General features: G+C 66.2%; 17 protein-coding genes. 5 read left to right on the top strand and 12 right to left on the bottom strand.

The window, feature by feature from the left end; translation table 11 throughout:
* Positions 1 to 16 precede the first annotated feature (16 nt).
* Genes HMPREF0298_RS07035 through HMPREF0298_RS07020 form a run of 4 tightly spaced genes read left to right on the top strand, consistent with a single transcriptional unit; the run spans position 17 to position 4,467 of the window.
* Complete coding sequence (locus HMPREF0298_RS07035) at positions 17 to 733, top strand: NYN domain-containing protein (RefSeq protein WP_006840446.1); 717 nt, start codon at positions 17 to 19, stop codon at positions 731 to 733.
* A 12-nt stretch (positions 734 to 745) separates the two neighbouring features.
* Positions 746 to 3,085, top strand: a complete 2,340-nt coding sequence (locus tag HMPREF0298_RS07030; RefSeq protein WP_006840445.1) for an MMPL family transporter — start codon at positions 746 to 748, stop codon at positions 3,083 to 3,085.
* Between the two features lie 3 nt (positions 3,086 to 3,088).
* Complete coding sequence (locus HMPREF0298_RS07025) at positions 3,089 to 4,120, top strand: lysylphosphatidylglycerol synthase transmembrane domain-containing protein (RefSeq protein WP_006840444.1); 1,032 nt, start codon at positions 3,089 to 3,091, stop codon at positions 4,118 to 4,120.
* Positions 4,117 to 4,467, top strand: coding sequence for a DUF3054 domain-containing protein (locus HMPREF0298_RS07020; protein ID WP_006840443.1), 351 nt, complete (start codon positions 4,117 to 4,119; stop codon positions 4,465 to 4,467). The genes HMPREF0298_RS07025 and HMPREF0298_RS07020 overlap by 4 nt, the downstream gene beginning before the upstream one ends.
* A 219-nt stretch (positions 4,468 to 4,686) precedes the next feature.
* Here HMPREF0298_RS07020 and HMPREF0298_RS07015 read toward each other — a convergent pair whose 3' ends face one another.
* The 12 genes from HMPREF0298_RS07015 to HMPREF0298_RS06960 all read right to left on the bottom strand — a co-directional run bounded on the left by HMPREF0298_RS07015 (position 4,687) and on the right by HMPREF0298_RS06960 (position 23,958).
* Positions 4,687 to 6,228, bottom strand: a complete 1,542-nt coding sequence (locus tag HMPREF0298_RS07015; RefSeq protein ID WP_006840442.1) for an acyl-CoA carboxylase subunit beta — start codon at positions 6,226 to 6,228, stop codon at positions 4,687 to 4,689.
* Complete coding sequence (gene pks13 / locus HMPREF0298_RS07010; RefSeq protein WP_050758366.1) at positions 6,212 to 10,984, bottom strand: polyketide synthase Pks13; 4,773 nt, start codon at positions 10,982 to 10,984, stop codon at positions 6,212 to 6,214. Before pks13 ends, HMPREF0298_RS07015 begins: the two co-directional genes overlap by 17 nt.
* 31 nt (positions 10,985 to 11,015) lie before the next feature.
* A complete protein-coding gene (locus HMPREF0298_RS07005) occupies positions 11,016 to 12,806 on the bottom strand; it encodes a FadD32-like long-chain-fatty-acid--AMP ligase (protein WP_006840440.1) in 1,791 nt (596 codons plus the stop codon).
* Positions 12,807 to 12,881: 75 nt separating this feature from the next.
* Positions 12,882 to 13,829 carry a cutinase family protein gene (locus HMPREF0298_RS07000; protein WP_006840439.1) on the bottom strand — a complete coding sequence of 316 codons (948 nt, stop codon included), beginning with the start codon at positions 13,827 to 13,829 and terminating at the stop codon, positions 12,882 to 12,884.
* Between the two features lie 32 nt (positions 13,830 to 13,861).
* Positions 13,862 to 14,341 (bottom strand): DUF732 domain-containing protein, encoded by a 480-nt coding sequence (locus HMPREF0298_RS12205; RefSeq protein ID WP_006840438.1) that lies wholly within the window; start codon positions 14,339 to 14,341, stop codon positions 13,862 to 13,864.
* A 3-nt stretch (positions 14,342 to 14,344) separates the two neighbouring features.
* Positions 14,345 to 16,279, bottom strand: a complete 1,935-nt coding sequence (locus HMPREF0298_RS06990; protein ID WP_040422813.1) for an alpha/beta hydrolase-fold protein — start codon at positions 16,277 to 16,279, stop codon at positions 14,345 to 14,347.
* 186 nt (positions 16,280 to 16,465) lie between these two features.
* Positions 16,466 to 17,263: an SDR family oxidoreductase gene (locus HMPREF0298_RS06985; RefSeq protein ID WP_006840435.1), complete on the bottom strand. Its 798-nt coding sequence runs from the start codon at positions 17,261 to 17,263 to the stop codon at positions 16,466 to 16,468.
* A 19-nt stretch (positions 17,264 to 17,282) separates the two neighbouring features.
* Positions 17,283 to 18,266 carry an alpha/beta hydrolase gene (locus HMPREF0298_RS06980; protein WP_006840434.1) on the bottom strand — a complete coding sequence of 328 codons (984 nt, stop codon included), beginning with the start codon at positions 18,264 to 18,266 and terminating at the stop codon, positions 17,283 to 17,285.
* Positions 18,267 to 18,386: 120 nt separating this feature from the next.
* Positions 18,387 to 20,177 (bottom strand): arabinofuranosyltransferase AftB family protein, encoded by a 1,791-nt coding sequence (locus tag HMPREF0298_RS06975; protein ID WP_006840433.1) that lies wholly within the window; start codon positions 20,175 to 20,177, stop codon positions 18,387 to 18,389.
* A gap of 349 nt (positions 20,178 to 20,526) precedes the next feature.
* Positions 20,527 to 21,522 (bottom strand): decaprenyl-phosphate phosphoribosyltransferase, encoded by a 996-nt coding sequence (locus tag HMPREF0298_RS06970; RefSeq protein WP_006840432.1) that lies wholly within the window; start codon positions 21,520 to 21,522, stop codon positions 20,527 to 20,529.
* Positions 21,519 to 22,022, bottom strand: a complete 504-nt coding sequence (locus HMPREF0298_RS06965) for a phosphatase PAP2 family protein (protein ID WP_006840431.1) — start codon at positions 22,020 to 22,022, stop codon at positions 21,519 to 21,521. Before HMPREF0298_RS06965 ends, HMPREF0298_RS06970 begins: the two co-directional genes overlap by 4 nt.
* Positions 22,009 to 23,958, bottom strand: a complete 1,950-nt coding sequence (locus HMPREF0298_RS06960) for a glycosyltransferase (RefSeq protein WP_006840430.1) — start codon at positions 23,956 to 23,958, stop codon at positions 22,009 to 22,011. Before HMPREF0298_RS06960 ends, HMPREF0298_RS06965 begins: the two co-directional genes overlap by 14 nt.
* 222 nt (positions 23,959 to 24,180) lie before the next feature.
* Here HMPREF0298_RS06960 and HMPREF0298_RS06955 point away from each other — a divergent pair, with 222 nt between their 5' ends.
* Positions 24,181 to 24,477, top strand: coding sequence for a hypothetical protein (locus HMPREF0298_RS06955; RefSeq protein ID WP_006840429.1), 297 nt, complete (start codon positions 24,181 to 24,183; stop codon positions 24,475 to 24,477).
* Positions 24,478 to 24,554 lie beyond the last annotated feature (77 nt).

Below are 24,554 nucleotides of genomic sequence, written 5' to 3'. Positions count from 1 at the left end.
GGGAAGCAGGACGAGAATGCACGACCTCCACGAGATGACCCACCCGTACACCCCCGGCGCGCAGGCCGGCCCCGACAGCTTCCTTCTGGTCTGGGACGCGCCGAACCTCGACATGGGCCTCGGCGCGATCCTGGGCGGGCGCCCCACCGCCGCCTACCGCCCCCGCTTCGACGCGATCGGCCGCTGGCTCATCGCCCGCGCCGAAGAGTCCGCCGCCCAGCTCGGCGAGCGCGTGGAGCCGGAGGCAACCGTGTTCACCAATATCGCGGCCCAAGGCGCAGATGTCGTGCGTCCCTGGGTCGAGGCACTGCGCAACGTGGGCTTCGCCGTGTTCGCCAAACCGAAAAGCGACGACGACTCCGACGTGGACCAGGACATGCTCGCCCACATCGAACGCCGCCGCGACGAGGGCGTGCTGCGCGGGCTGGTGGTCGCCTCGGCCGACGGACAAAACTTCATGCCCGCCATCGAGGACCTCCTCAACGAGGGCATTCCGGTCACCGTCCTCGGCTTCCACGAGCACGCCTCGTGGGCCGTGAGCAACGAGGAGATCGACTTCGTCGACCTAGAGGACATCCCGGGGGTGTTCCGCGAGCCGCTGCCGCGCGTCAACCTGGACCAGCTCCCGGCAGAGGGCGCGTGGCTGCAGCCCTTCCGCCCGCTCACGGCACTGCTGCACAGCTCGCGCGGAGAGCGCAACGAACGCAGCACTGCGCACTCGACCCAAGCGTAAGGAGAAGCACGCGTGTTCTACAACTGGGGCGCTTTCGCGTACCGCCACCGCAAGATCATCCCGGTGGTCATCATCGCGGTCATCATCGCAATGCAGGTGCTTTTCGGCTCGAAGCTCGCCGACCGCCTCTCGCAGGAAGGCTGGGAGGACCCGGGCGCCGACTCCACCACCGCCGCCGTCATCGAGCAGGACACGTTCGGCCGCGACAATTCGGGCGACGTCATCGTGCTGGTGTCCTCACCCGACGGGGTCGCCCAGGGCGAAGTGTTCGACTCCGCGAACCGGCAGATCGAGGCGCTCAAGGCCCAGTTCCCCGAGGAGATCGAAAGCGTCAACAGCTACTTCGCCTCCCCCAACCCGCAGCAGATCACCGCAGACGGCACCAAGGCGTTCGCCGCGATCGGGCTCGCCGGCGACGGGGAGCAGACTCTGCGCGACTTCCGCACCATCGAGCCCGCCCTGAAAGCCATCGAGCTTCCCGACGGCGCGCAGCTCGACATCGCCGGTGCCACCGCCGTCGCCGACGCCCTGGATAAAGGCATGGCCGACGACATCGCTCGCGCCGAGAAGATCGGCCTGATCTTCGTCGCGCTGATCCTCCTGTGGGTCTTCGGCAGCGTCGTTGCCGCGGCGATGCCTCTGGTCGTGGGCGTGCTCTCCATTGCCGGTTCGCTATCACTGCTTGCGATCCTGGCTCAGTTCCAGCAGGTCAACGTGTTCTCACAATCCGTGATCACGCTGCTCGGCCTGGGCCTGGCAATCGACTACGGCCTGTTCATGGTCTCGCGCTTCCGCGAGGAGCTTGACAAGGGCCACGAGGTTGAAGAAGCGGTCGCGGTGACCACAGCCACCGCCGGCAAGACCGTGTTCTTCTCCGCGCTCATGGTCGGCGTCGCCCTGTCCGGGCTGCTGATGTTCCCGCAGGCGTTTTTGAAGTCCGTCGCCTACGGCGCGATCGCCGCGGTCGTCCTTGCCGCGATCATCTCCGTGACCTTGCTGCCCGCCCTGTTTGGTCTGATGGGCCGGCGCATCGACCTGTGGTCGGTGCGCACGACCTCGCGCGTGGGCCGGCGCATCGAGGACACCGTCTGGTACCGCATCCCGCGGTGGGCGATGCGCCACGCCAAGGGCGTTGTCGTCGGCACCACGGCGCTTCTGATCCTGCTGACCGTGCCGGTGGTCGGCATCACCTTCGGCGGGATCAACGAGACCTACCTGCCGCCGAGCCAGGAAACCCGCCAGGCCCAGGACGATTTCAACACCTCCTTCCCCGCCTTCCGCACCGACCCGGTCAAGCTCGTCGTCACCGGTGCCGATAACCAGCAGCTTGTCGACGTCGTCATGCAGGCCCGGCAGATTACCGGGCTCGCCACGCCGCTGGCACCGTCGCACCCGACGCAGGATGGAACGACTATCCTGTCGGCGCCGCTCGCGGACAGAAACGGTGGGGCGGACGTCGTCAAGCAAATGCGCGCCATCGAAGCACCCGAGGGCGTCGAGCTCTACGTCGCGGGCACACCCGCGATGGAAGTCGAATCCATCGAGGCGCTGCTCGCGCGCCTGCCGTGGATGGCGCTGTACATGGTCGCCGCGACGTTTATCCTCATGGCGCTGCTGTTCGGCTCCATGATCCTGCCGGCAAAGGCCGTGATCATGAACGTGCTCGGCATCGGGGCGACCTTGGGCTTTCTCACCCTCATCTTCGTCGACGGCGTCGGTGCCGGGCTGCTCGACTTCACCCCGGGGCCCTTGATGAGCCCGGTGCTGGTGCTCATCATCGCCATCCTCTACGGCCTGTCCACCGACTACGAGGTCTTCCTGCTCTCGCGCATGGTCGAAGCCCGCCACAACAACGCCTCGACCGACGGCGCGATCGCCTACGGCACAGCGCGTACCGGCGGGATCATCACCGCGGCAGCCGCCATCATGATCGTCGTCGCCGCTGCCTTCGCGATGAGCGAGATTGTGATGATGAAGTACATCGCCTTCGGCATGATCTTCTCCCTCGCGCTCGACGCCACCGTGATCCGCCTGCTCCTCGTGCCCGCCGTGATGCACCTGCTGCGCGAGGACAACTGGTGGGCCCCGCGCTGGGTCAAGCGCGTCTACGCACGGATCGGCGAACACTCCGAGCACGTCCCCGCCGGCGCGAACGCCCTTTCCCCGGCCCCCGCGCCCCTCGCGCTGGAGGCCGCGCACACCGAGCTGCACGACGGCGACATCGCAGTCGCCGACACCGTGGTGGACAACCAACCCGCGCGCGGCGGCAGGTCCGTTGCAGACGACCGCGAGCTCATCCCCTTCCAGGAGCTGATGAGGCGGCTCAACGACGAACACGGCGGCGGTCGCTAACCCGTGCGCTCGCAAGTGTGGCGGTGGGTCAGGTGGCTGGCCCCGCTCGCGGTGCTCACACTCCTCGCGGTGGTCTTCCGCGACGAGCTCTCGTTTGTCGGCGAGGCTGCCCGCGCACTTGCCGACGCCCCTGCCGCCCCCGTCGCCGCCGCCATCGCGTGCGCGCTGCTGTCGATCGTGTGCATGGCCGCCGTCATGCAACTGCTGATCAACGTGGAGCGGCCCGTTGCACACCTGCCCCAGGCCAGCGCCATCACCCTGGCCTCAAATGCTTGGTCCACCTCCATCCCGGGAGGCCCCGCCGTCTCGGCGTGGCTGACGTTTCGGGTGCAGCGCTCCTGGGGCGCGAGCGCGGGTGTGTGCAGCTGGTTCTTCGTCGTCTCCGGGGCCCTGTCCACAGTCTGGCTCGTTCTCATCGGCATCGCCGCGGTGATCTTCCTCGGGGCCTCGCTCTCGCTAACGGCGCTGGGTGTCTCGCTTGCCATCGCCGTTGCAACGACTCTTGCCCTCTACTGGGCAACACGCAACCCGGAGCTTTTGAAAAGCTGGGTGCGCTACGTCCCCGAGCGCGTGCGCGGCAAGCTCATCTCCGTGATCGACGAGGTCTCGCGCATCCGCATGTCCGCCGGGCGCTTCGTGCTGACCGCCGTGCTCTCCCTGCTCAACCGCCTGCTCGACCTCGCGGTTTTGTACTTCTCCGTGTGGGCCACCAGCGGGGAGGTACCGCTGAGCAACCCCGGGCTGAACCAAACCACGCTGGCAGGGGTCACCCTCGCATTCGTGATGACCAAACTCGCCGGCGCCGCCCAAGTCACCCCCGGCGGGGTGGGCACGGTCGAAGCAATCGCCGCGGGCACCCTGGTGGCCGGTGGGCTCCCGCTTGTCGACGCCACAGCGGCGACACTCATCTACCGCGGGATCTCGTTTGCGCTCATCACCGCGATCGGGTGGGTGGTTTACCTCGCCACCTACGCCGGGCGCGGGTTCATGCTCGGCGCACCGCAGTCCGACACGGCACCCCGCGTAAGCTCATGAGCATGATTCGCACGAGCTACGCCATCGCAGCCGATTTCGTCGCCATCGCCGCCTTCGCACTCCTGGCCCGGGCCGCCCACCAGAGCGAGGAGATGAAGTTCAACTTCGCGGGCTGGCTGGAAGCCTTCCTCCCCTTCGCCGTCGGAGTCGCCCTCGCCTGGCTGATTACCCGCAAAAACCGCGGCTGGCTGATCTGGCTGATCACCCTCGTCGTCGGCCTGGTCATCTGGGCCTTCTACCGCGACAAGCTCCCCCACTGGTCATTCGTCATCGTGGCGTCGTCCATGTCGGCCCTGCTCATGCTCGGCTGGCGCGGCGTCGTTGCCCTGGCGCAGAAGCGCCGGTAAATGCGAGCCCCATTGAAGCCCAGAGCGGGGCACCAACGGGCGGTAACCGCCGTCAGTGCCCCGCTTTCAAGGGTGGTGGCCTGGCTTACTCGAAGCTGGAACCCCACGCGTAGAGCGGGTTGCCCGAGGACAGCCCAGAGAAGAACCACACGACGTAGTTGAGGACTTCACCGACAATGTCAAGTGCGCTAGAAATCATGATTAACCTTTCGTTTATCTCTACAGAGGTCTGATTGAGTGCTTCTTGGGTAGGTCAAATACCTGTTTCGAAGCAAGCTGGCGTAACGCCCGTCGGAGAGCAAGTCTAGTCTCCGACGGCTGGATCATGGAATCGATGAACCCGCGTTCGGCGGCGACGTAGGGAGACGTCATGGTTTCGTCGTAGAAATCCATGAACATCTTCTTCATCGCGGCGCGCTGCGCGGGGTCCTCCACGGCGGCGAGCTGCTTGCCCTGGATCATCACTACCGCGGCCGCAGAACCCATCACCGCGATCTGTGCGGTGGGCCAGGCCAGGTTGATGTCGCCGGTGAGGTTCTTCGACCCCATCACCGCGTAGGCGCCGCCGTAGGCCTTGCGCACGATCAACGCGACCTTGGGCACGGTGGAACCCGCCACCGCGAAACCGAACTTGGCGCCGCGGTGGATCAACCCGACCTTCTCCTGCTCCACACCGGGCAGGTAGCCGGGAGTGTCCACCACGAACACGAGCGGAATGTTGTAGGCGTCGCAGATGTGAATGAAACGAGCGCCCTTGTCCGCGGCGTCGGCGTCGATGCAGCCGGCGTAGTGCATGGGGTTGTTGGCCACGAACCCGACCGTGCGGCCGTCGATACGCCCGAACGCGCAGATCAGGTTCTCGGCGTAGTTCGCCTGGATCTCCACGATGTCCTCGTCGTCGCCCAGCTGGACTAGCAGGTCCATCATGTCGTAGCCGGCGTTGGTGTCGTCCGGCATGAAGGTGTCCAAGTCGCTGTCGTCGAGCTCATCGTCGGCTGGCGCCCACGCCACCGGGGCCTCGTCGAAAGTTGAGGTGGGCAGCAGCGCCAGCAGCTCGCGAACGTAGTCGAAGGCCTCCTCCTCGCTGCCGACGACCGCGGAGACGTTGCCGTTGAGCTCCTGCTGGGAGGCTCCGCCGAGCTCCGCGGAGCTGATGTTCTCACCCGTGACCTCGCGGATCACGGCGGGGCCCGTGACGTACATTTCGGCCTGGCCCTCGACGGCGACAACGAAGTCGGTTGTCACCGGCGCGTACACGGCGCCGCCGGCGGACTTGCCCAGCATGATCGAGATCTGCGGGGAGCGCCCGCTCAGCGGGAACTGGCGCCGCGCGATTTCCGAGTACATCGCCAGCGACGTCACCGCGTCCTGGATGCGCGCGCCGCCGGAGTCCTGGATGCCGATGACGGGGCAGCCGATCTTGATGGCCATGTCCATGATCTCGGTGACCTTGCGGCCGAAGGTGACGCCGACGGAACCGCCGTAGACGGTTTTGTCGTGGGCGTAGATGGCCACGGGGCGGCCGTCGATACGCCCGTAGCCGGTGACCACGCCGTCGGAGTAGACGGCATCCGGGTCGCCGGGGGTGCGGGCGAGCGCACCGACTTCGACGAAGGTGCCTTCGTCCAACAGCGCGTTGATGCGCTGGCGCGGCGTGGTTTGACCAGCGTCGTCGCGCCTCTTGCGTGATTTCTCCGAGCCCGGGTCCTGCGCCTTTTCCAGGCGCGCACGCAGGTCGGCGAGCTTAGCGGCGGTTGACATTATCAATCCAATCGTTCAAGTGCTTGCCGACGATTCCCACCGCCGGCTCGTCGACCACCGCGAGGTGGTCGCCGCGGAGATGCACGATTTCCAGGTCATCGACGATGGCCCCCCAGCCACCGTCCTCGTCAATGTGGGCGTAGGCCGGCTCGAGGATGATTGCGCCCTCGTGCATCCGCTCCGCGCGGAACAGCAGCACAGGCACGTTCACCCCGGCCCAGCGGGAGAAGTCGAGGTTGCCCAGGATCTGGTTATCCACGAACGAGGCCCGCTGGTGCTCCAGCACACCGGCGGCCAACCCGTGGGCAGAGGCGTCGGTAGTGGCGAGGAACTCACCGAGCATGTTCAGCACGGCGTCTTCACCCGCGCTGTCAAGCAGGTCGTAGGGCACCGGGAAGTCGAGCCCGTAGGTGTCCTTGGCAAACTGCGCGTAGCGTTCCCAGCGCTTGCGCGTCTCCTCCTTCGTCTTCGGGGCGGGCTTGGACGGACGGGTCGTGTCCAGCAGCGCGATGAAGGCGACCTTGTCGTTGCCGAGCTGGTGGGCGACCTCGTAGGCCAGGGCGCCGCCGAAGGACCAGCCGGCGAGGACGACCGGGCGGCCGTCGGAAAGCCGCTCAATGTCGGCGACGTAGGCCGCGGCGCGCTCCTCGAGCGTGCCCTCGAGGCGCTCAATGCCGTAGACGGGAACGTCGCTGGCCAGCCGGCGCGCCAAGGGCTCGTACACCGAGCTGGATCCGCCAGCTGGGTGGAAGACGAACACGCTCGGCTTATCGACGCCCTGCCCACGCTCCCGGAACACCCGCACGTTGCCGTCCACGGGCGTTTCCAGACCCTCGCGGACCTTGTTGGCCAGGGTCTCGAGCGCCTCCGCAGCGCTGACCTCGGCCGCGGTGACCTCGATGCCGGAGCGCTCGGACAGGTGCGCGGCGATCTCGGCGGCGACGGTATCGTCGATTGTCGGCAGCGGGGAGGTCACACCCGCAGCAGCCGCGCCGGCGTACTTCGCCCAGGCCCCGAACACCATGCGCTCGGAGGCGTCGCGGGGGGCGACCCCCACCCCGGCTGCCCCGGCGGCTTCGGCCTTGGCAACCTCCGCCGCGACGTCGCGGTTCGGCGAGTTGTCGGGACGCGGCTGTGGGGCGTCGCTGTCGCCGGCCACGGCCTGCTCGACGATGCGGACGACGTCGGCGACGGAAGCGTCGCGAAGCGTCTGCACCTGCAGCGGCGGGATCTGGAAATCGTTTTCGACGCGGTTTTTAATCCGCATGCCCATCAGCGAATCCAGCCCGAGGTCGATCAGCGGCAGCTCATCGGGCAGGTCATCGGCATCGTAACCCATCGTCTCGGAAACGATCGCGCGCAAGCGCTGCGCCACCGACTCGCCCGAGTTCGGGTCCCAGCGCACGGCCTCGACGTCGTCGACGACGCGAAGCGGCGCCGCCTCGGCGGGCGCGGCTACCTCGGCCACGCCCTGCGGCGAGCTCGGTCCCGCCAGGTCGAGCGTTGTCGCGAAGCCCTCGACGAGCAGGGTTTCGCCGCCGTAGACCGCCACGCTGGTGCCGCCGAGAGAGTTGGAGACGATTGTGGTCAGCTCCCCGTGCGCGGGCAGCACCCCGTGTTCCTGGGTGGCCACAACGCGCGCGCCGGGGCTGACCTGCTCCGCCGCGGCCTCGATGAGTTGGTGGGGGCTGAAGACATGGTCGGCCTGCACCGCGTACGCCACCGTGCCGTCGGGCAGTGCGACCTTGGTGCCCAGCAGCGAGGCGCTGCCGGACAGCGGGCGCGCGGTGGTCCACAGGTGGTTGCGCTTCATCGTCGTCGCCGGCGCGGCGAGCAGCGGGCCCGGGCCGTAGAACCCGGTGAAGTCCACGGGCACGCCCTGGACGTAGAGCTTGGCCGCCACATCACGCAGTGATTCGACCTCGTCAACCTTGCGCTTGGTGGAGTACAACAGCTGCACGTCCGGCTTGCCCGCACTAAACGCGGTGTTCATCATGCCCATCACCGCCACCGGGTTCGGGGCGATCTCGACAAACGTGGTGTAACCCGCGCGCAGAGCCGCCTCCGTAGCGTCCTGGAAGAAGACCGGCTGGCGGGTCATGCGCAGGAAGTACTCGTCGTTGTGCACCGTCTCGCCTGCGGCGTAGACCACGCCGCGGTCGACGGAGGAGTACAGGGGCACGCGCAGCGGCTGGCCGGTCAGCCCGGCGAGCTCACCGGCAAGTTCGCCCATGATGGGATCGAGCATGCTCGTGTGTCCCGCGCCCTTGACCTGCAGCTTGCGGGCGAACTTCTCCTCGGCCTCGAGTGAGCCAACCAGCACGTCGACCGCCCTTGCGGGACCGCCCACAGTGGTCATGCCGGGTCCGGCGTAGACCGCGGGCTCCACGCCCTCGGCCTCGGGGTGGGTGCGCACGAACTCAGCGAGCTCCTCGCGCCCGAGCTCGACGACGGCCATCGCACCCTCGGCATCGGTGCCGGCGATCTGCTCCACGCCCTCGTTCATCAAACGCGCACGGTGGCACGCGATGCGCACGGCCTCTTCACCCGTTAACCCGCCCGCGCCATAGGCCGCGGCCATCTCGCCCATCGACATGCCCATCGTGGCGGCCGGGGTGATACCAAAGCTGGCCAAAAGGTCCGTCTGCGCGACCTGGATAGCGGTGATCGCCACCTGGCCGGTTTCGGTGTCGTAGGTCTTTTCGTCGTCGGTGATCAGGTCCATCAGGGACCAGCCGGATTCGAACCTGACCACCTGGTCGAGCTGCTCCAGACGGCGGCGGAACAACGGGGAGATCTCCACGAGCTTCTTCGCCATCAGCCTGTGCTGCGAGCCGAATCCGGAGTAGACGAACACCGGGCCGACGGGCGCCGGGGAATCGGCCACAGCGATACCCGGCCCGGTCTTGCCCTCCGCCACCTGGCGCAGCCGCTTGACGGCTTCTGCGATGCCCGCCGCCTGCACGACCGCGGCGGAGCGAGCGTGGTTGCGCTTTGCCAGAGAGCGCGCCACGGGCACTAGGTCCGCATCTTTGCGGCCCTCAAGGTAGTCCGCCAGGGCCGCGGCGGCGTCATTGCGGCGCGACGGCAGATGGCCGGACACCGGCAGTGCGACAGCGGGGCTGTCGCTGTGGGCGTCGACAAGCTCAGCTGGCGTCGAAACGGGCTCCGAGGAGTAATCCGCGGGGTCGAAGTCACTCACCACAACGTGGGCGTTTGTACCGCCGAAGCCGAAGCCGGACACGCCCGCGATGCGGCGGCCCGAGTAGCGCGGCCACTCGCGCGGGTCCTGGACCACCTCGATGTGGGCGGCGTCGAAATCGACGTACTCGTTCGGGGCGGTGTAGTTCACCGACGCCGGGATGGTGTCGTGCTTGAGCGCCTCGACCACCTTGATCAGGGCGGCGGCGCCCGCGGCGGACTCGGAGTGTCCGATGTTCGATTTCGCGGAGCCGAGCAGCAGCGGGGCGGCGTTCGTGCGCTTTTGCCCGAGCACGGCTCCGAGGGCGGTGGCCTCAATCGGGTCGCCGAGGATTGTGCCGGTGCCGTGCGCCTCGACGAGGTCGACCGTGGCCGGGTCGATGCCCGCATCCGCGTACGCGCGGCGCAGGACATCGACCTGGGCCTCCGGGTTCGGTGCGGTCAGCCCGTTGGAGTGCCCGTCGGAGTTGGTGGCCGAGCCCTTGATCACACCGTAGATCGTGTCGCCGTCGTTCATCGCGTCGTCGACGCGCTTGAGCACGAGGAAACCGGCGGCCTCCGAGCGGACGATGCCGTCGGCGTCGGCGGAAAACGCGTGGATGCGCTCGGTCGGGGAAATCACCCCGAGCTCGGAGAACATCAACGAGGCGTGCGGGCTGGCCATGATGTTGACGCCGCCGGCGAGCGCCACGTCGCACTCCCCGTCGCGCAACGCGCGCACCGCGTGGTGGGTGGACACCAGCGATGCCGAGCAGGCCGTGTCCACGCTGACGGAAGGTCCGCGGAAATCAAACGCGTAGGAGATGCGGTTCGGAATAATCGCTGAGGACGCCCCGGTCAGGCCGTAAGGGTGCGCCGTGGTGGGATCCGACGACATGAGCAGGCCGTAATCGTTGTTCGAGGAACCAACGAACACCCCGACGGGGGCACCCCGCAGGGAGCTGGCGGGAATGTGCGCGTCCTCGAGCGCCTCGAACGCCAGCTCCAGCATGATGCGCTGCTGCGGGTCCATGTTCTCGGCCTCGAGCGGGCTGAGACCGAACATTTCGTTGTCGAAGGACGCGATGTCGCTCAAATACCCGCCGGCGGTGCTTTCGTCCTCGAGCTTGGTGCGCATGAGGGGGTCGGCCAGGTACTCCGACCAGCGCCCCTCGGGCAGGGGTCCGGTGGTCACCTGGCCGTCGATAAGCAGCTGCCAAAACTCGCTGACGCTGTCCGCGCCGGGGAAGCGGCCCGCGGTGCCGACGATGGCGATGTCGCGGGTGCCCGGTGAATGATCCGCGCGATTGCGAGCGGCCTGATACTGCGGAGCGTCCGGGGTCTTCTGCGCGGTCAGCGCGGCGGCCAACGAAGCGATCGTCGGGTACTGGTAAGCGATCGTCGGATCGATCCGCGTGCCAAGTAGATTCTCCAGCTCACCCGACATGATCACAGCGTCGCGCGAGGACAAGCCGAACGTTTGCAGGGGCTTGGCCGGGTCGATGTCGGCGATGTCGGCTCCCGTGGTCTGGGCAACCCACTCGCGCAACCAGGTGATCAGCTCAGTTTCGTTCATAAGCATTGAGCCTATCGCTCCTCGCTTCTTTCTATCGGTTGAGGTACTTCTGCATGTTCACGCGGCGGGCAATCTTGCCGGAGGACGAGCGCGCGATCTCATTCGGGGCGTAAAACTCCACCACATCGGGCGACACACCGTGCTTGGTGGTCACCGCGGCGCGAATGGAGTCTTCCGCAGCGAGGTCGCCTTCGGGTGAGGCGCCGTCGGCGCGCTCGACGAACAGCACCAGGCGCTCAACGTCCTCGCCCGGAACCGCGAAGGCCGCGACCGAGTCTGCCCGGACGTGGTCGGTGGCCTCCATCACGGTGGCTTCGATGTCCTGCGGGTAGTGGTTGCGCCCGGCAATGACCACCAGCTCCTTGAGTCGGCCGGTGATGTAGACCTCGCCGTCGTAGACGGTGCCCAGGTCACCGGTGGCAAGCCACGAATCGCGCGGCAGGCCCTCGCGCAGGGTCTCGTTGATGGAGTTGTCGAAGGCTTCCTTGGTTTCTTCCTCGCGGTCGAGATAGCCCCCTGCAACGTTGGCGCCGTGGATCCAGATCTCGCCGATGGAGCCGTCCTCGAGCTCGTTGCGGGTTTCCGGGTCGACGATCGCGAAGTCCATCCAGCGCACCGGGTGGCCGGTCGAGGCCATCGCCAGGCCGTCTTCGGTTTCCACGGCGCGGCCCAGGGCGAGCTGCTCGCGGTCGAACCTGGTAAACCGCGGCTCGTCGGCGAGCGTGACAATCAGCGTCGCCTCGGCCAGGCCGTAGCCGGGACGAAGCGAGTCGCGGCGCATGCCGGCAGGCTCGAAGGCCGCCATGAACGTGTCCACACCGGCCTGGGTGACGGACTCGGAGCCGATGATCAGCCCCTCGACGCCGGACAGGTCAATGTCGTCCGATTCGGTGACCGGGGCGTAGCGCGCGGCGACGTCGAGAGCGAAGTTCGGGATGACCGAGTAGACATGCATGTCGTCCGGCTCGTCCGCGCGGCGCGCCAGCTGGTTGATGAAGCGCTTCGGCTGCTGGATGAAGTCACGCGGCGCCATCAGCTCGACCTCGTTGCCCAGCACGACGAGCAGCATCGACACGATGATTCCCATGTCGTGGTGCAGCGGCAGCCAGATCGCGGCGCGCAGCGGCTGCTGGAGCTTGCAGGCGGTGTAAATCTGGATCACGTTGGTGACAATTGATTCGTTGGTCAGCACCACGCCCGCCGGCATGCGGGTCGACCCAGAGGTGTACTGCAGGAACGAGGTGTCCAGCGCGGTATCGGTGCCCTCTGCCGTCTCCAGCGGCTCCCACGACTCGGCGAGCGAGTCCGGCAACGAATCCACCAAGAGGATACGGGGGCGTTCGGCGGCCGGCAGGTCCGCGAAGTAAGCGCGCACGGCAGGCGCGCCCGCCTTGTTAGTCAGGACGGTTTTCGCAGCCGAATCCGCGAGCACGGCCTTGAGGTGCTCTCCGTGTCCCGGCTCGTTCGGGTCGTAGAGCGGGATCGGGACCTGGCTGGCGTACATCGCGCCCATGAAGCCGAACAGATACTCCGGGGAATTCGACGCCAGGATAGCGACGCGGTCGCCGGGATCGCCGACCTGCATGAGACGCGCGGCGACGGCCTTGATGCGGGTGTTGACCTCGCGGCGGGAGTATTCGACAACCGTGCCCTCTGCGCTCTCGGAGTAATCCCAGTAACGGATGTTGGTGTCATCGATGTTGCCCATCTGGGCACCCATGAAGTACAGCATCTCGGTCAAAGCCGGGATGGTGAAGTTTTGCGGAAGGACGATGTTTCCGTCCTCGTCGATGAAGCGCTGGATGATTACTCCGAGATCCATGGGACTCCTTCGCGTGAGTTTTCGGCGGGGCAGGGTTGATAACCCCATTACTATATAGTTTCGTTATCCAAATTGTTACCTGGTGCGCAACTCCTCGTCGATCACGCCACGCGCCCAATCTACCGTCCATTGCGGAGCCGTAGTGCCGTCGATCACATTGGGGTTCGAGGCGTACATCGCGTGCGTGCCGTTAGCCAGCATCAAGTCGCCCGCGCGGGCAATCAAAGTGCGGATATCCTGGGGCGCGTCGCAGATGGAGTCGTCGGGCGCGCAGATCTGAAACGCCCTGTCGGAGACCTCGCCGAAGCCGCCCTCCCGGGCCCCCGTCATGGTCGCCCCGGGGGTGACGGCGTTGACCACTCCCTGGACGGGTTGCAGCGCGATCTCCGCGCCAACGCCCGGAAGCTCGCCGCCGGGGTTGACACCCACACCGTTTTCCCGGCGCCCGTCGGCGATCATCACCGCGCCGAGCAGCTTTTCCGGCGGCACCGGGTGGTTGCGGGTGCCGATCTGGTTAGCGATGTCGCCAGCGATCACCGCGCCCTGGGAGAACCCGGCGATGATGAACTTGGTGCTGGGGCAGGTGGCGTTGACGAACTCGAGCTCGCCGTTGGTGCGCGTCGTGCCCTCCTCGCGGGACTGGTCGTACGACATCTCTTGGCGTCCCTGGTCCGACTGGACGTTGCGGAACTGCGCGGTGTACGGGGTCGTCCACACACGCACCTGCCCGATGTCGTAGGCCTCCTGGAGAGGTCGGCTGATCGAGAGCATGAAGCTGTAGGGGTTCGCCTGCGGGTTGAACGGGTCGTCGTCAGGCGAGCTCTCCCACGTGCCCGGAATCGAGACGACCTGCACCGCGGGGCACCACTCGGGTTCCGCGGGTGGGTCCGGCGACTCGTCGGTCGGCAACGCAATCGGCGGCTCCGGCAAGGTCGGCCCCTCACCGGAGCGCCACTGGGCGATGCCCATCGCGATGAGGATCACCACAATGACGACGGAGACGACGATTAACAGCTTGCGCACAAATGCTCCTTAAAAGAGGCGGCTAGCGTCAGCTAGCACAGGTGCTCGTGCGCGGAGTCGTCGATAAGCGTAGAGACGGCGTCGGGAGCGAGCTCGGTGCGACGCTGCTCGATGAGCTGCCCGGCTACCGCGTCACGAGTGATGGTACTTCCGTCGCAGACACTAACCCCAGTGGCTGTGAGTTGGGCTTCAACCCCTTGGACGTTGATGCCCTGGTTCCTGAGCGCTTCCAGGTAGGCGTCTTCCTCGGGGGTAAACGCCAGAGCCTGCTCCGGCACCGACTCAACTTCCTGGGCGGGCGCGTCCTCGCCTGGGGCAGGGGCGGACGCCTGCGGGGCGGCGGAGGTGGTTGTCGACGTCGTCGCCGTCGTCGTGGTCGCCTCGGTTGCCTCCGCAGGCGTGGTCGACGACGCCGTCGCTTCCGTCACCTCCGAGCTGTCCACGGTGCTGGACCCGCACGCGGTGAGGGCACAAGCCGCTGCGATGGCGGCGGCTGCAAGAAGATTTCTCATGCCCTAGCGCATCCGCTCATTGACAACGCCGTTGATCTCAGAGATCGTCCCGTTCTGGAAGTCGATGGTGCGCCCGCCGGCGGGGATGTCGCGCTGGTCGGAGACAGGCCAGCCGAAGCGGCCCTGTTCCCAGCGGTTTGCGCCCCACCGGTCGAAAATCGCGCCGTAGTAGATCACGTGTGCGCCGGTGGCCGGCGACCAGTAGATGTTGCCGTTTTGGAAAGCCTGGTAGACGCCGCCGTTGACCGAGTTTTCGTTGGTCGTCGGGTAACCGAGCGGGGATGCGGCGGTGTTCATCTCGCCGTACTTCGCACCGATCGCACCGTGGAGAATGTTGTGGCTTCCGTCCGGGTTGCGGGTGAGGTAGCCGTTTTGGAACTTCTGCACGTAGCCGTCGCCGATCTGCTGGGACTCCGCGACCGGGTAGCCCAGGTCACCGCGCTCGTAGCCGTTCTCGCCCCACGCGGTGAACATGTCGCCAGGGATGGCGTACGCGCCGGTGGACGGGGTCCAGTAGATCGAGCCGTTCTGGAAGTGGACGTAGCGCCCCACCCCGTCCGGGGTGGTCATCTCGCCGGTCTTGGGGAAGCCGAGCCAGCCCTGCGGACCACCGAGGCTGTTGTACTTGGCCAGGATAGCGCCGAAAAGCGCGTGCGCCCCGGTGTCCGGAGTCCAGTACGCGGTACCGCCGCGGAAGTCCTCGGCCTTACCGCCGGCAATGTCGTACTCGTTGTTGACGCACGAGCCGATGATGCCGGACTTGGTGGCCTCGGCGATTGCACCGATGGGTGCGCAGTCTGCGCCGCGATCTTCCTTGGACAACCCGAGCGAATCCGCAATGTACGGCCACGCCTGTGACATCTCGAACTGCCAATACTCCCAAGAGTGAACGCCCGAGGGACGGAAGTGGACGATCGGCTTGACTGAGGTGCGCGCCGCGTACTCCAGGAAGGTCTGCGTGGACATGCGCGAGATCACCTCGAGGCCGACGCCCGCCAGGTTCGCCGGGCCGTTGGCCACGGAATCGGGCTGGCCGTAGTCGTCGCGGCCGTTGCCCGCCGAGACATAGACCGTCATGTCCTTGAGGTTTTCGATGCCCAGCTTGGGATCGTGGTCGATCCAGTCCTGCGACCCGACTGGGCCCCACATGGCCAGGGAGTCGTACCCGCCGGCATCCATCTGTGCCGCCTGAATGGCCTGGGGCATGCCCGTCGTGGTGGTGTCCAGGTAGCCGGAGAAGGAGCCGACGAAGTCGAACAGGTGGGGGTTGCGCTCCGCGAGGTTCATCGCGGCGGTGCCGCCCATGGAGAGGCCGACCACGGCTCGCTTGCCGTTGGAGCGGAACTCGTTGTCGAGGATCGGAACGAGTTCCTTCGTCAGGAAGGTCTCCCACTTGTAGTTCTTGCCGTTGTTCGGGCGCTGCCAGTCGGAGTAAAAGGAGGATTCGCCGCCGACAGGAAGGACGACGTTGACGTTCTTATCGGCGTAGAACTGCTCGATGTTCGTCTCGATGGTCCATCCGTTTTCGTCGTCACGCGCGCGCAGCCCGTCGAGCGCCCAAACCTCGGGGAACGTCGCCTCCGGGTTGGAGTGCCAGTCGCGGGCGAGCAGGATCTGCACCTGCATGAGCTGCTCCGGCATCGCCGCCGACTTGATAAAGACGGCGACGCGGCGGTTGGTCAGCCACTCGATGCGGTCGACCGACACCCCGGCGGGAAGGCCCGGGATCTGCGGATTCCTGTCCACCTCGATGGGGGTGCGCTTCGGCGGGTCGGACGGGCGGATGTTGTCGGAGAATCCCGAGCTCGACAGCCCCGGCAGGCTGTTTTGGGCGACAGCGGGAGCCGCGGATGCGCCGACCACCAGCGCGGTGGGGATTGCGGCCGCGATGAGCCAGTTGCGGCTCTGAGTGAGACGCGGGGAACGAAGTTCACGCATGAATATCCTGCCTTTTCCTGTTTGTGGGTCCGTGAAAGGTACGTCATGCGCCCGTTCCGGGGGTTCCCCTCCCCCGGTACGCATGCACAACGAGTTAATCGGTCGCACCGGCTTACTTGTTACGGTACTCGAAAGCTTAAGTTTTACTTGAGAGTTTATACGTGTGACACGCCGCAACCAATGTGACTAAAGCGCATGTTTGCGAGAGATGAGGTTGAGCATCCACTGTCGAGGCACAAGCCGCGACACCGGAAACGCCAGCCACGCTGCCGATCCGCACGCATAGAACGGCTTCGGCTTATCCGCCTCAACTACCTGAGCAATTTGCTTAGCGACGCGCTCGGCACTGATCCCGGAGCGCTCGTTGGCGTCGAGTTGCTCAAGCATCCTGGAAAACTCCTCGACGAACGGCCCGCCCTCGTCGACGTACTTGGTGCGGCGCGCGGACAGGCCCGTGGCGATGGAGCCGGGCTCGACGACGCTAAACCACACCCCGAACGGCGAGTACTCGCGCCGCGCCGCAAGCGCGAAACCCTTGATCGCGGCCTTGGAGGCGACGTAGCTGGAACGGTACGCCAGCGGGAAGCTGCCCAGCATCGAGCCGACCATAATCACTCGACCGCGCCCGGCGTCGCGCATTGCGGGCGCGAGGCGCTGGGTAAGGTCCACGTGCCCGATCACGTTGACTTGGAACAATCGCTCGAGCGCTTCGCGCGGCAGCTCCTCGAACGGCCCCGACTGCGACTCCCCCGCGTTGTTGGCCACAACCTCGGGCGTGCCCACAGCGAGGATCTCTTCCGCGCAGCGCTCGATCGAGTCAGGGTCTTGCAGGTCACGGCCGAGGTAGGTCACCCCGGCAATCGCGTCGGAGACCGACTCCGGATTCCGGGTTGTGCCAATGACGTGGTAGTCAGCGCAAAGCCGCTGCGCTGTGGCGCGGCCGATTCCTGAGGTGGCACCGGTGACTACAGCGAGCGGCTTCATGGCGTGATCTGGGTCCTTCTTACCAGGCGTTCATGACATCGAGGACGCGAGGCTTCGTCGCCTCGAGCTGGCTGCCGAACTGCACCCAGTTGTGCACACCGGTCGGGGTGTAGACCTCGGTGAAGTTGATGCCGGAGGCGCGGGCTTTCAGCCCCCACAGGCGGGTGGTGAAGTTCGAGTACGCCTCCAGCGCAACGCCCGAGGCGATGTGCTGCGGCAGGTAACCCGCGTCACCCGGGCCCGGCACGGCCGCGCCCGCGGAAACGTAGACGTCCGAGTTACGCAGGCCATCCATGTTGAGGAACGGGTCGTTCTCAAAGCGCTCCGGGCTCAAGATCGAGCCGTACATCGCGTTGATGTTGAAGCCGCCACCGTCGAGAAGCGCCAGGCGCAGGGCGGTCTGGCCACCCGGGATCGTTGTGGCGAGGTAGCCCGAGAAGGACAGGACCTGGCGGAACTGATCCGGGTGCTTCGCCGCGAGGTTCATCGCGGCTGTGCCACCCATGGACAGGCCGAGGATGGAGTTGTTGTTCGGCGCGACCCCGAAGTGCTGCTGCAGATAGCCGGGCAGCTCGGAGGTGAGGAAGGTCTCCCACTTGTACACGACCGGGTTGTTGAAGTCGTACGTCGCCGGGGCCCTCCAGTCGGCGTAGAAGGAGGACTTGCCGCCGACGGGCATCACCAGGGTGATGTTGGAGTCGACGTAGGTCTGCGCGGCGTTGACGTCGCTCAACCACGCGTTGGTGTAATCCGTCGCGCGCAGCCCGTCGAGCAGGTAAAGACCGGCGTTGCCGCCGCGTGCCGCCGGCTGGATCTGGACCGGGATGTTGCGACCCATCGAGTCGGACCACACGTCGCAGCGCTGCACCCAGAAAGCGACTGGGTCCCAGTCGCAGGTGCCGGTTGCGTCGGGGCGCAGCCAATCCCGGTTAGCCGCGTGGGCTTTCGGGGCGGCGACAACCATCGACGCTGCCATCGTCGCGATGACGAGCAGCGCCATCATGGCGCGCTTGATGGAAATGCTTGCGTACACAGGAGCCCCCTAAGGCGTTGACACTAGATAGTGACGTTGACGTTATCAACTTGTTGCGTTTGGCGCCAATAGTAAAGTTGCCCTGCCCTCTCATCGAGGGGTAGGCCACGCGATTTGTGGGCCGTGCAGGCCGACGTCTTCCCCGGCCTTTATCCTGCTCAGCGTTTCCTCATCGAGATAGGTCGCGGGGTCGTCGTCAAGCTGCAGGCTCCTCCCCCCGCTTAATGCGAAGGCGATGTTCTTCGCAAACCTGCCCGGGCTCATCGGCTCGCGGGAGGACGCCAGCAGCTCCTGGATCTCGGGTGTGCGCAGCGCCGCGCGCGCCTGAAGCACGCCTTGCTTATCGACGCCCTCCGGCAGCGCATCAACATCCACAGCGGTGTCCGCGATCTGCCACGTAAACGGCAACCACTTGTCGTGACCGATACGCCCCTCCGGGTCGCGCGGCATGCGCGCGGCCAGCGGCGTGGCCAGTCCCACGGTGTCGAGCACGCGCGTGTCCAGGCCCGAGTTCATACTGGTCATGCCGAGGTTGAGCAGGTAGAGGCTCAGCGGGTGGTTGTTCAGATCGGTTTGCGCCTGCGTGCGCGGGCGGGGGTACCAGAAGAAGGTTGCCGGCTCCTCGTCGGTTTGCCCAATTTCCATCTGCGCCGCGTTGAGTCGGTGTGACTCCTCGAGGGCCTGCGGCCAGTTCGACATCAGCTCCCAGGCAAGGAAGTCCTCGGCGTACTTGGGCGCGTCGCCAGGCTCGTGTTTCGTGGCCCAGGCCCAAAATCCCCGTTCGTCCACAATCCAGGTCCCGTCCGGGGCGAGCGAGTCCGGGTCGTACGGGTGCGACTTGGCCACGATTGCGCCCGCCCACAGCGCCACAACCAGCACCACCGCACCGATGCGGCGCGTCAGCGGGACAACCATCACCGGCAGCAGAAGGGCAAACAGCGGCAGCAGCAGCATGCGGCCGTGCATGAAGTCGCCGCCGACACGCAGTACGTAAAGGACGTGGACCACACCGCACCCCAGCGTGAGGAGCACGATCGTGCGCTCGCGACCGTGGGCGCCGCGCATCAACACGATGCCGATCGCCAGCACAGCGGCAATGACCAGCCACAGAGCGTACGGACCGACGAAATCCCACAGGTAGACAAACCCCTGCCCCCAGGCGGAGTCAGACGCCGACTTGGCCACCGCGGTGTGCGGGGTAAGAAGGCCGTAGTAGCCCATCCGGAAGATCTGGTAGGCGGCAGGAACCGGAATCGCCACCAACAAAATCCTCCACCACTTGCCTGGACTCGCGGCCAAAAGCACAATGCCCGTCACACCGCCGTAGAGCGCTAGTTCGGGCCTGACCAACCACGACAGGCCGGACCAGAAGGCAAGGAAGTAGCCCACCTGCGTGGACTGCACCCCGCCGACCGGGCGCGCCCACCGGACCAACAGCGCCCACCAGACCGCGAACCAGAAGATGGACAGACCCCACTCCAGCCCGGAGGTGGCAAAGTCGCGCGCCGGGGGCAGCGCGAGGTAGATGATCACACCGAACGGCAGCACCGTGTCCGCCCAGAAGCGGCCCGTCGCCCACGTTGCTACCGCGCAGGCCGCGACCGTGAAGCCGAGCGCAAGCCACATGGCGACGGTTTCGAGGCGTGCGCCGGTGACCCAGGCGGCGGCGGTGATCGCGTACTGCCACAGCGTCGAGGTGTTCGCCTCCACGCGCTCACCAACATTGAAGACGGGGCCATTGCCGGCGAGGATGTTGCGCACGGTGCGCAACACGATAAGCCCGTCGTCGCTGATCCAGCGGCGCGTCCACCCGCCCCAGAACGCGAAAACACCCGCCACCACGGTGGATGCGATCAGCGAGAGGCGGGCGTTGTGAGTCATTGGGAAAAGTCTAATGGGTCTTTGCCCCCGAAAAGTACATGATGTGGACTTGGGCGTGGCAAAAGATATCACAGTCAACGCTACCGGGCGATCGGCGACCTGGGGTTTTGTGCCCGCGCGCTGGTTGACTGTGACATTGCAGGAGGTGAAATGTCACGGTCAACGCTTCAGGGCGATTGGTGACCTGCGGTTTTACGCCCGCGTGCCGGTTGAGTGTGACATCTCGGGTGGTGAGATGTCACGGTCAACACCACAAGACGATCCGCCACCTGCGGTTTTACCCCCAGCCACCCACTGACCGTGACATTCCACCACCCAAAAAGTCACAGTCAGCGCCACAGCCGCCGTGTTACGCAAAAGCGGGAATGACGTAAACGGCCATCACGATGCAGAGGATCCACGCCAGGGCGAGCAGCTGGAGCACGCGATCTTCCAGCGCGATCTCGTCCGGGGCTCCGCCGTGGCCGGAATCGACCTTCGCGGCGTAGCGCAGGATCGCGATGACGAACGGCACCATTGAGATCTGGTACCAGATGGACGCGGCGCCGTTGATCGAGTTGGCCAGCTGGAAGCCCCACAGCGCGTAGGACATGACCACGGCGGTCGCCGACAGCGTCCACACGAACCGCAGGTAGGTCGGCGTGTAGCCTTCAAGTGCCTTGCGGATCTTCGCGCCGGTCTCCTGTGCGAGCAGTATCTCGGCGTAGCGCTTGCCGGAAGCCATAAACAGCGAGCCGAAGGCGGCAACCAGCAGGAACCACTGCGACAGTTCGATCCCGGCCGCCACACCGCCGGCCATGGTGCGCAGCATGAAGCCGGAGGACACGAGCGCGATGTCGATCACGGGGATGTGTTTCCAGCCGAAGCAGTAGCCGAGCTGCAGCACGATGTAGATGCCGATCACCCACGCCAGGGCCGGATCGGTGGCGAGGAAGGACAGCCCAATCGCGGCGATGATAAGCACGATCGCCATCGTGTACGCCAGGTTGATCGGCAGCATGCCTGAGGCAATCGGCCGGAAGCGTTTGGTCGGGTGCTCGCGGTCGGAGTCGACGTCGCGTGCGTCGTTGACTAGGTAGATCGCGGAGGCGCCGAAGCAGAACACCACGAACGCGATGAGGACGTCGACAAGCGAGCGGGCGTTGAGGCCGTCGAGTCCAGCGGCGAGCGGGGCCGCGAGCACGAGGACGTTTTTGACCCACTGCTTGGGCCGCAGGCCCTTGATCATCGCATCGGCGAGGTTCTTCGGCGGCGTTTTCTGCCGCGCGACGTCCACCCCCTCGGTGTGGGGTTCGGACTTCAGAAACGGCTCATCGTGGCCAGGCGTCGGGTTAACAGTGCTCACCGCGTCTCCTTTTCCAGGCCAATGGCCATTTTCGCCACCCCGGCCCCGATGAGGGACCCGATCAAGGTGTCTGTCGGGTAATGCACGCCAAGCACCATACGCGAAAGCATCATCACCGGGATGCCGACATACGGCAGTCTCGAGCCGGAAATGTCCGCCAGGTGCACCATCGCGGCGGCCGTCGAGCTGGAGTGCGAGGACGGAAAGCTCAGCCTCGACGGGGTGGACACTCCGACGGTGATGCGCGGATCGCTCGGGCGCGAGCGGCGCACAATGCGCTTGAGCACCACCGATACCGCGTGTGCGGTGAAGGTGCCCGCGGCCATCGCTGCCCACTTACGGCGGTTTCGCTTATCGACGCCCGCTCCAACGCCGGCCGTAGCCAGCCAGCCCAGATCGTGCTCGCCGAAATGGCTCAACGCACGTGCCCCTGCGGTGACGCGGTCGCCCAGCAGCGCCTTTTGAACGGCGACGAGGAGGTCAGCCTCACGCTTGCTCATCGAAAATCCTCCCCCAGTTGTCGTGGCTGGTCAGCTCAGCTTTGGCGGCCGTGTACTCGCGCTGCAGCTCGGGCCAGCGCTGCTTGATCTCGGCGTGGAGCTGCTTCGTCTGCGCGGTGAGGGTGTCGGCACGCTGCTTGTCTCGCTTGCGGAACGCGACACCCGTGCCGCCCGCGGTGGACACCGTCGCCGAGTCCACGCGAGAGAGGGTGAACCAGCGCGCCTCCTCCGCGGTGAGGTTGAGCTGCGGCGCCTGCCAGTGCGCTCGGTCTTCCTCCTTGCGCAGGTGGAGCAGCGATTTCGCGGCCCACGGCAGCTTCTTGATCTTGGCCAGACGCCCTCCGATGTTGGCGGTGGGCACACCCGGCGCGCCGGTGGCGGGCGGCAGCTGCGCCGCCGAAGGGATCACCTGCGCATCCGCGTAGTCCTTGCGGATGTTCTGGATGCGCGGCAGCGAGCTTTCCAAAATGTCGAACAGCTGGTCGGGGCCCTTGAGGAAGTCCTTCATGGCCTCAATCTGGATGGCCATGGTGGAGTACTCCATGCACATCACGTGCTTGTACGTGGATTTGAGCATGTTGCGCAGGATCGCGCGCGGGTCGTCGGGGCCGTACATCGCGGCGACGATCAGGCGGTTACGCAGGTGGAAGTACGCCTGCCAGTCAATCGCATCGTCCTTGTCCGCCCAGGCCATGTGCCAGATCGCGGCACCAGGCCACGTCACCGTGGGGAAACCGGCTTCCTTCGCGCGCAGCGCGTACTCGGTGTCGTCCCACTTGATAAACAGCGGCAGCGGCAGTCCCATCTTTTGCGCGACGACGCGCGGGAACAGGTTCATCCACCAACCGTTGTAGTCGACATCGATGCGGCGGTGCAGCGCGCGGGAATCGTACTTCTTGGGATCGAGCTTGTCGGCCTCGGAGCCGATATAGCCCAGGGGGTAGCGGGCGAAGTCGTGGTCGTAGACGGCGTGCTCGGCCGCCCCCCACATAAACGTCGCGCGGTCGACGGCCTCGCCGGTGGTGCGCAGCTGCGCGCGGTCCTGCAGGTTGAGCATCTGCCCGCCGACGAGGATCGGGCTTTTCGCGTAGCGCGCGGCCTGCACGGCGCGCAGGATGGAGTCCGGCTCGATGGCGATGTCGTCGTCCATGTAGAGGATAAACGGGGCATCGGTGCTGTTCAGCGCCTCGTACATAATGCGCGAGTACCCGCCGGAGCCGCCGAGGTTGCCCTGCGGGAAGATCCGCAGTCGCCCCTGCAGCGCGGCCTCGGCCTCGGCGAAGTCCGGTTCATCCGACGGGTGCTGGTTTCCCTGGTCCGGCATGAGCACGTCGGTGATGGCCTCGAGCACAACCGGGTCCTCGGCTAGGGCGTGCAGCGCGTTGACCGCGTCGCGCGGGCGGTTGAAGGTGGGGATGCCGACGGCGACGCGCTTGTCCTCCGGTCCGGTGGTGGAGCCGTCGTCGAGCAACTGCGGCTCGGGCAGCTGATCCGCGCACCACCCGGCGTTGGAGATGGTGGCGTCCGTCTCCGCCGTGACGTCGAACCACAGCCAGCCGCCGTCCTCGAAGTTGCGCAGCTCGAGCGGGATCTCCACGTGCTCGTCGGCGGCCTCAACGTTGATGACGCTGATGCGCACCCCGTCTTCTTTAGAGCGGTAGACGGAGATGGTCACCGCGCCCTCGACGTCGAGGGCGAGGATGACGCGGTCGAGCTGCGACCAGCGGCGCCAGTAGGAGGCCGGGAAGGCGTTGAAGTATGTCTGCAGGGAGACCTCGGCGCCCTCCGGCACGGTCAGCGTCGTGCGGTCGGGCCACGTGACGCGGGCTTTGTTCAGCTCGCCCTCGAGAAGGTAGAGCATGCGCACGTCATGCGGCTCGCCTTTGCGGGGCATGAGGATGCGTTGGAGGACGTCGACTGCCAGTGTGTCGCTCACAAATCTCACTTTCGACTCCTTGATAACGAGATACGTAGTTCAACACTACTGGCACGGCCGGACAAGACGGCGCCTCGACGCGACGGTAGCTACCTGTTCGACCGGAACGCGTTTTCGCGGCCCGAAAAACGGATTTCCGGCGTTCCGGTCGAACACGCGGGCGCGGATGCGCCGCGGCGGCATCTCCGATACGCCGCATCGCGACCCGATACCCTAGAAGCTATGCCCACAACACACTTCGCTATCGGCGGCGCGCTCATTGTGGTGGCCGTCGGCTCCTTCGTCTTCCTCGACGGCTCGACCGCCGTGTTCATCGGCATCGCTTCCGCCATCGCGGGTGCGCTCTTCCTTGTCATGGGCGCGCAGGGCCCGAAACAAGACCCGGACGTCGGGCTGCCCTCGCTCGACGGGACGGTCGTTGAGCCCGATCTCTGGGCTCAGTTCGACCGCGAGCACGGCCTGGGACAGGATTTGCCCGATTTCCCCGATATCGACGACGAGCCGCGCCGCAACACGTAACTTTCACTAGTGCCCGCGCGCCTGCTCCAGCGGTCGCCGTTTTCAAAGTGGGGGCGCAGCTGGTTGTCGAACAGCGA

Source organism: Corynebacterium lipophiloflavum DSM 44291, from assembly GCF_000159635.1.
In the GTDB taxonomy this organism is placed as follows: domain Bacteria; phylum Actinomycetota; class Actinomycetes; order Mycobacteriales; family Mycobacteriaceae; genus Corynebacterium; species Corynebacterium lipophiloflavum.
Note: the sequence above shows the minus strand (reverse complement) of the source record. Positions and strands in the feature narration are given on the sequence as shown.

Coding starts and splice junctions, on each gene's coding strand:
- HMPREF0298_RS07035 (WP_006840446.1), top strand. CDS start 17: ATGCACGACCTCCACGAGATGACCCACCCGTACACCCCCGGCGCGCAG.
- HMPREF0298_RS07020 (WP_006840443.1), top strand. CDS start 4,117: ATGAGCATGATTCGCACGAGCTACGCCATCGCAGCCGATTTCGTCGCC.
- HMPREF0298_RS07015 (WP_006840442.1), bottom strand. CDS start 6,228: ATGTCAACCGCCGCTAAGCTCGCCGACCTGCGTGCGCGCCTGGAAAAG.
- pks13 (WP_050758366.1), bottom strand. CDS start 10,984: ATGAACGAAACTGAGCTGATCACCTGGTTGCGCGAGTGGGTTGCCCAG.
- HMPREF0298_RS07005 (WP_006840440.1), bottom strand. CDS start 12,806: ATGGATCTCGGAGTAATCATCCAGCGCTTCATCGACGAGGACGGAAAC.
- HMPREF0298_RS12205 (WP_006840438.1), bottom strand. CDS start 14,341: ATGAGAAATCTTCTTGCAGCCGCCGCCATCGCAGCGGCTTGTGCCCTC.
- HMPREF0298_RS06990 (WP_040422813.1), bottom strand. CDS start 16,279: ATGCGTGAACTTCGTTCCCCGCGTCTCACTCAGAGCCGCAACTGGCTC.
- HMPREF0298_RS06985 (WP_006840435.1), bottom strand. CDS start 17,263: ATGAAGCCGCTCGCTGTAGTCACCGGTGCCACCTCAGGAATCGGCCGC.
- HMPREF0298_RS06980 (WP_006840434.1), bottom strand. CDS start 18,266: ATGATGGCGCTGCTCGTCATCGCGACGATGGCAGCGTCGATGGTTGTC.
- HMPREF0298_RS06975 (WP_006840433.1), bottom strand. CDS start 20,177: ATGACTCACAACGCCCGCCTCTCGCTGATCGCATCCACCGTGGTGGCG.
- HMPREF0298_RS06965 (WP_006840431.1), bottom strand. CDS start 22,022: ATGAGCAAGCGTGAGGCTGACCTCCTCGTCGCCGTTCAAAAGGCGCTG.
- HMPREF0298_RS06955 (WP_006840429.1), top strand. CDS start 24,181: ATGCCCACAACACACTTCGCTATCGGCGGCGCGCTCATTGTGGTGGCC.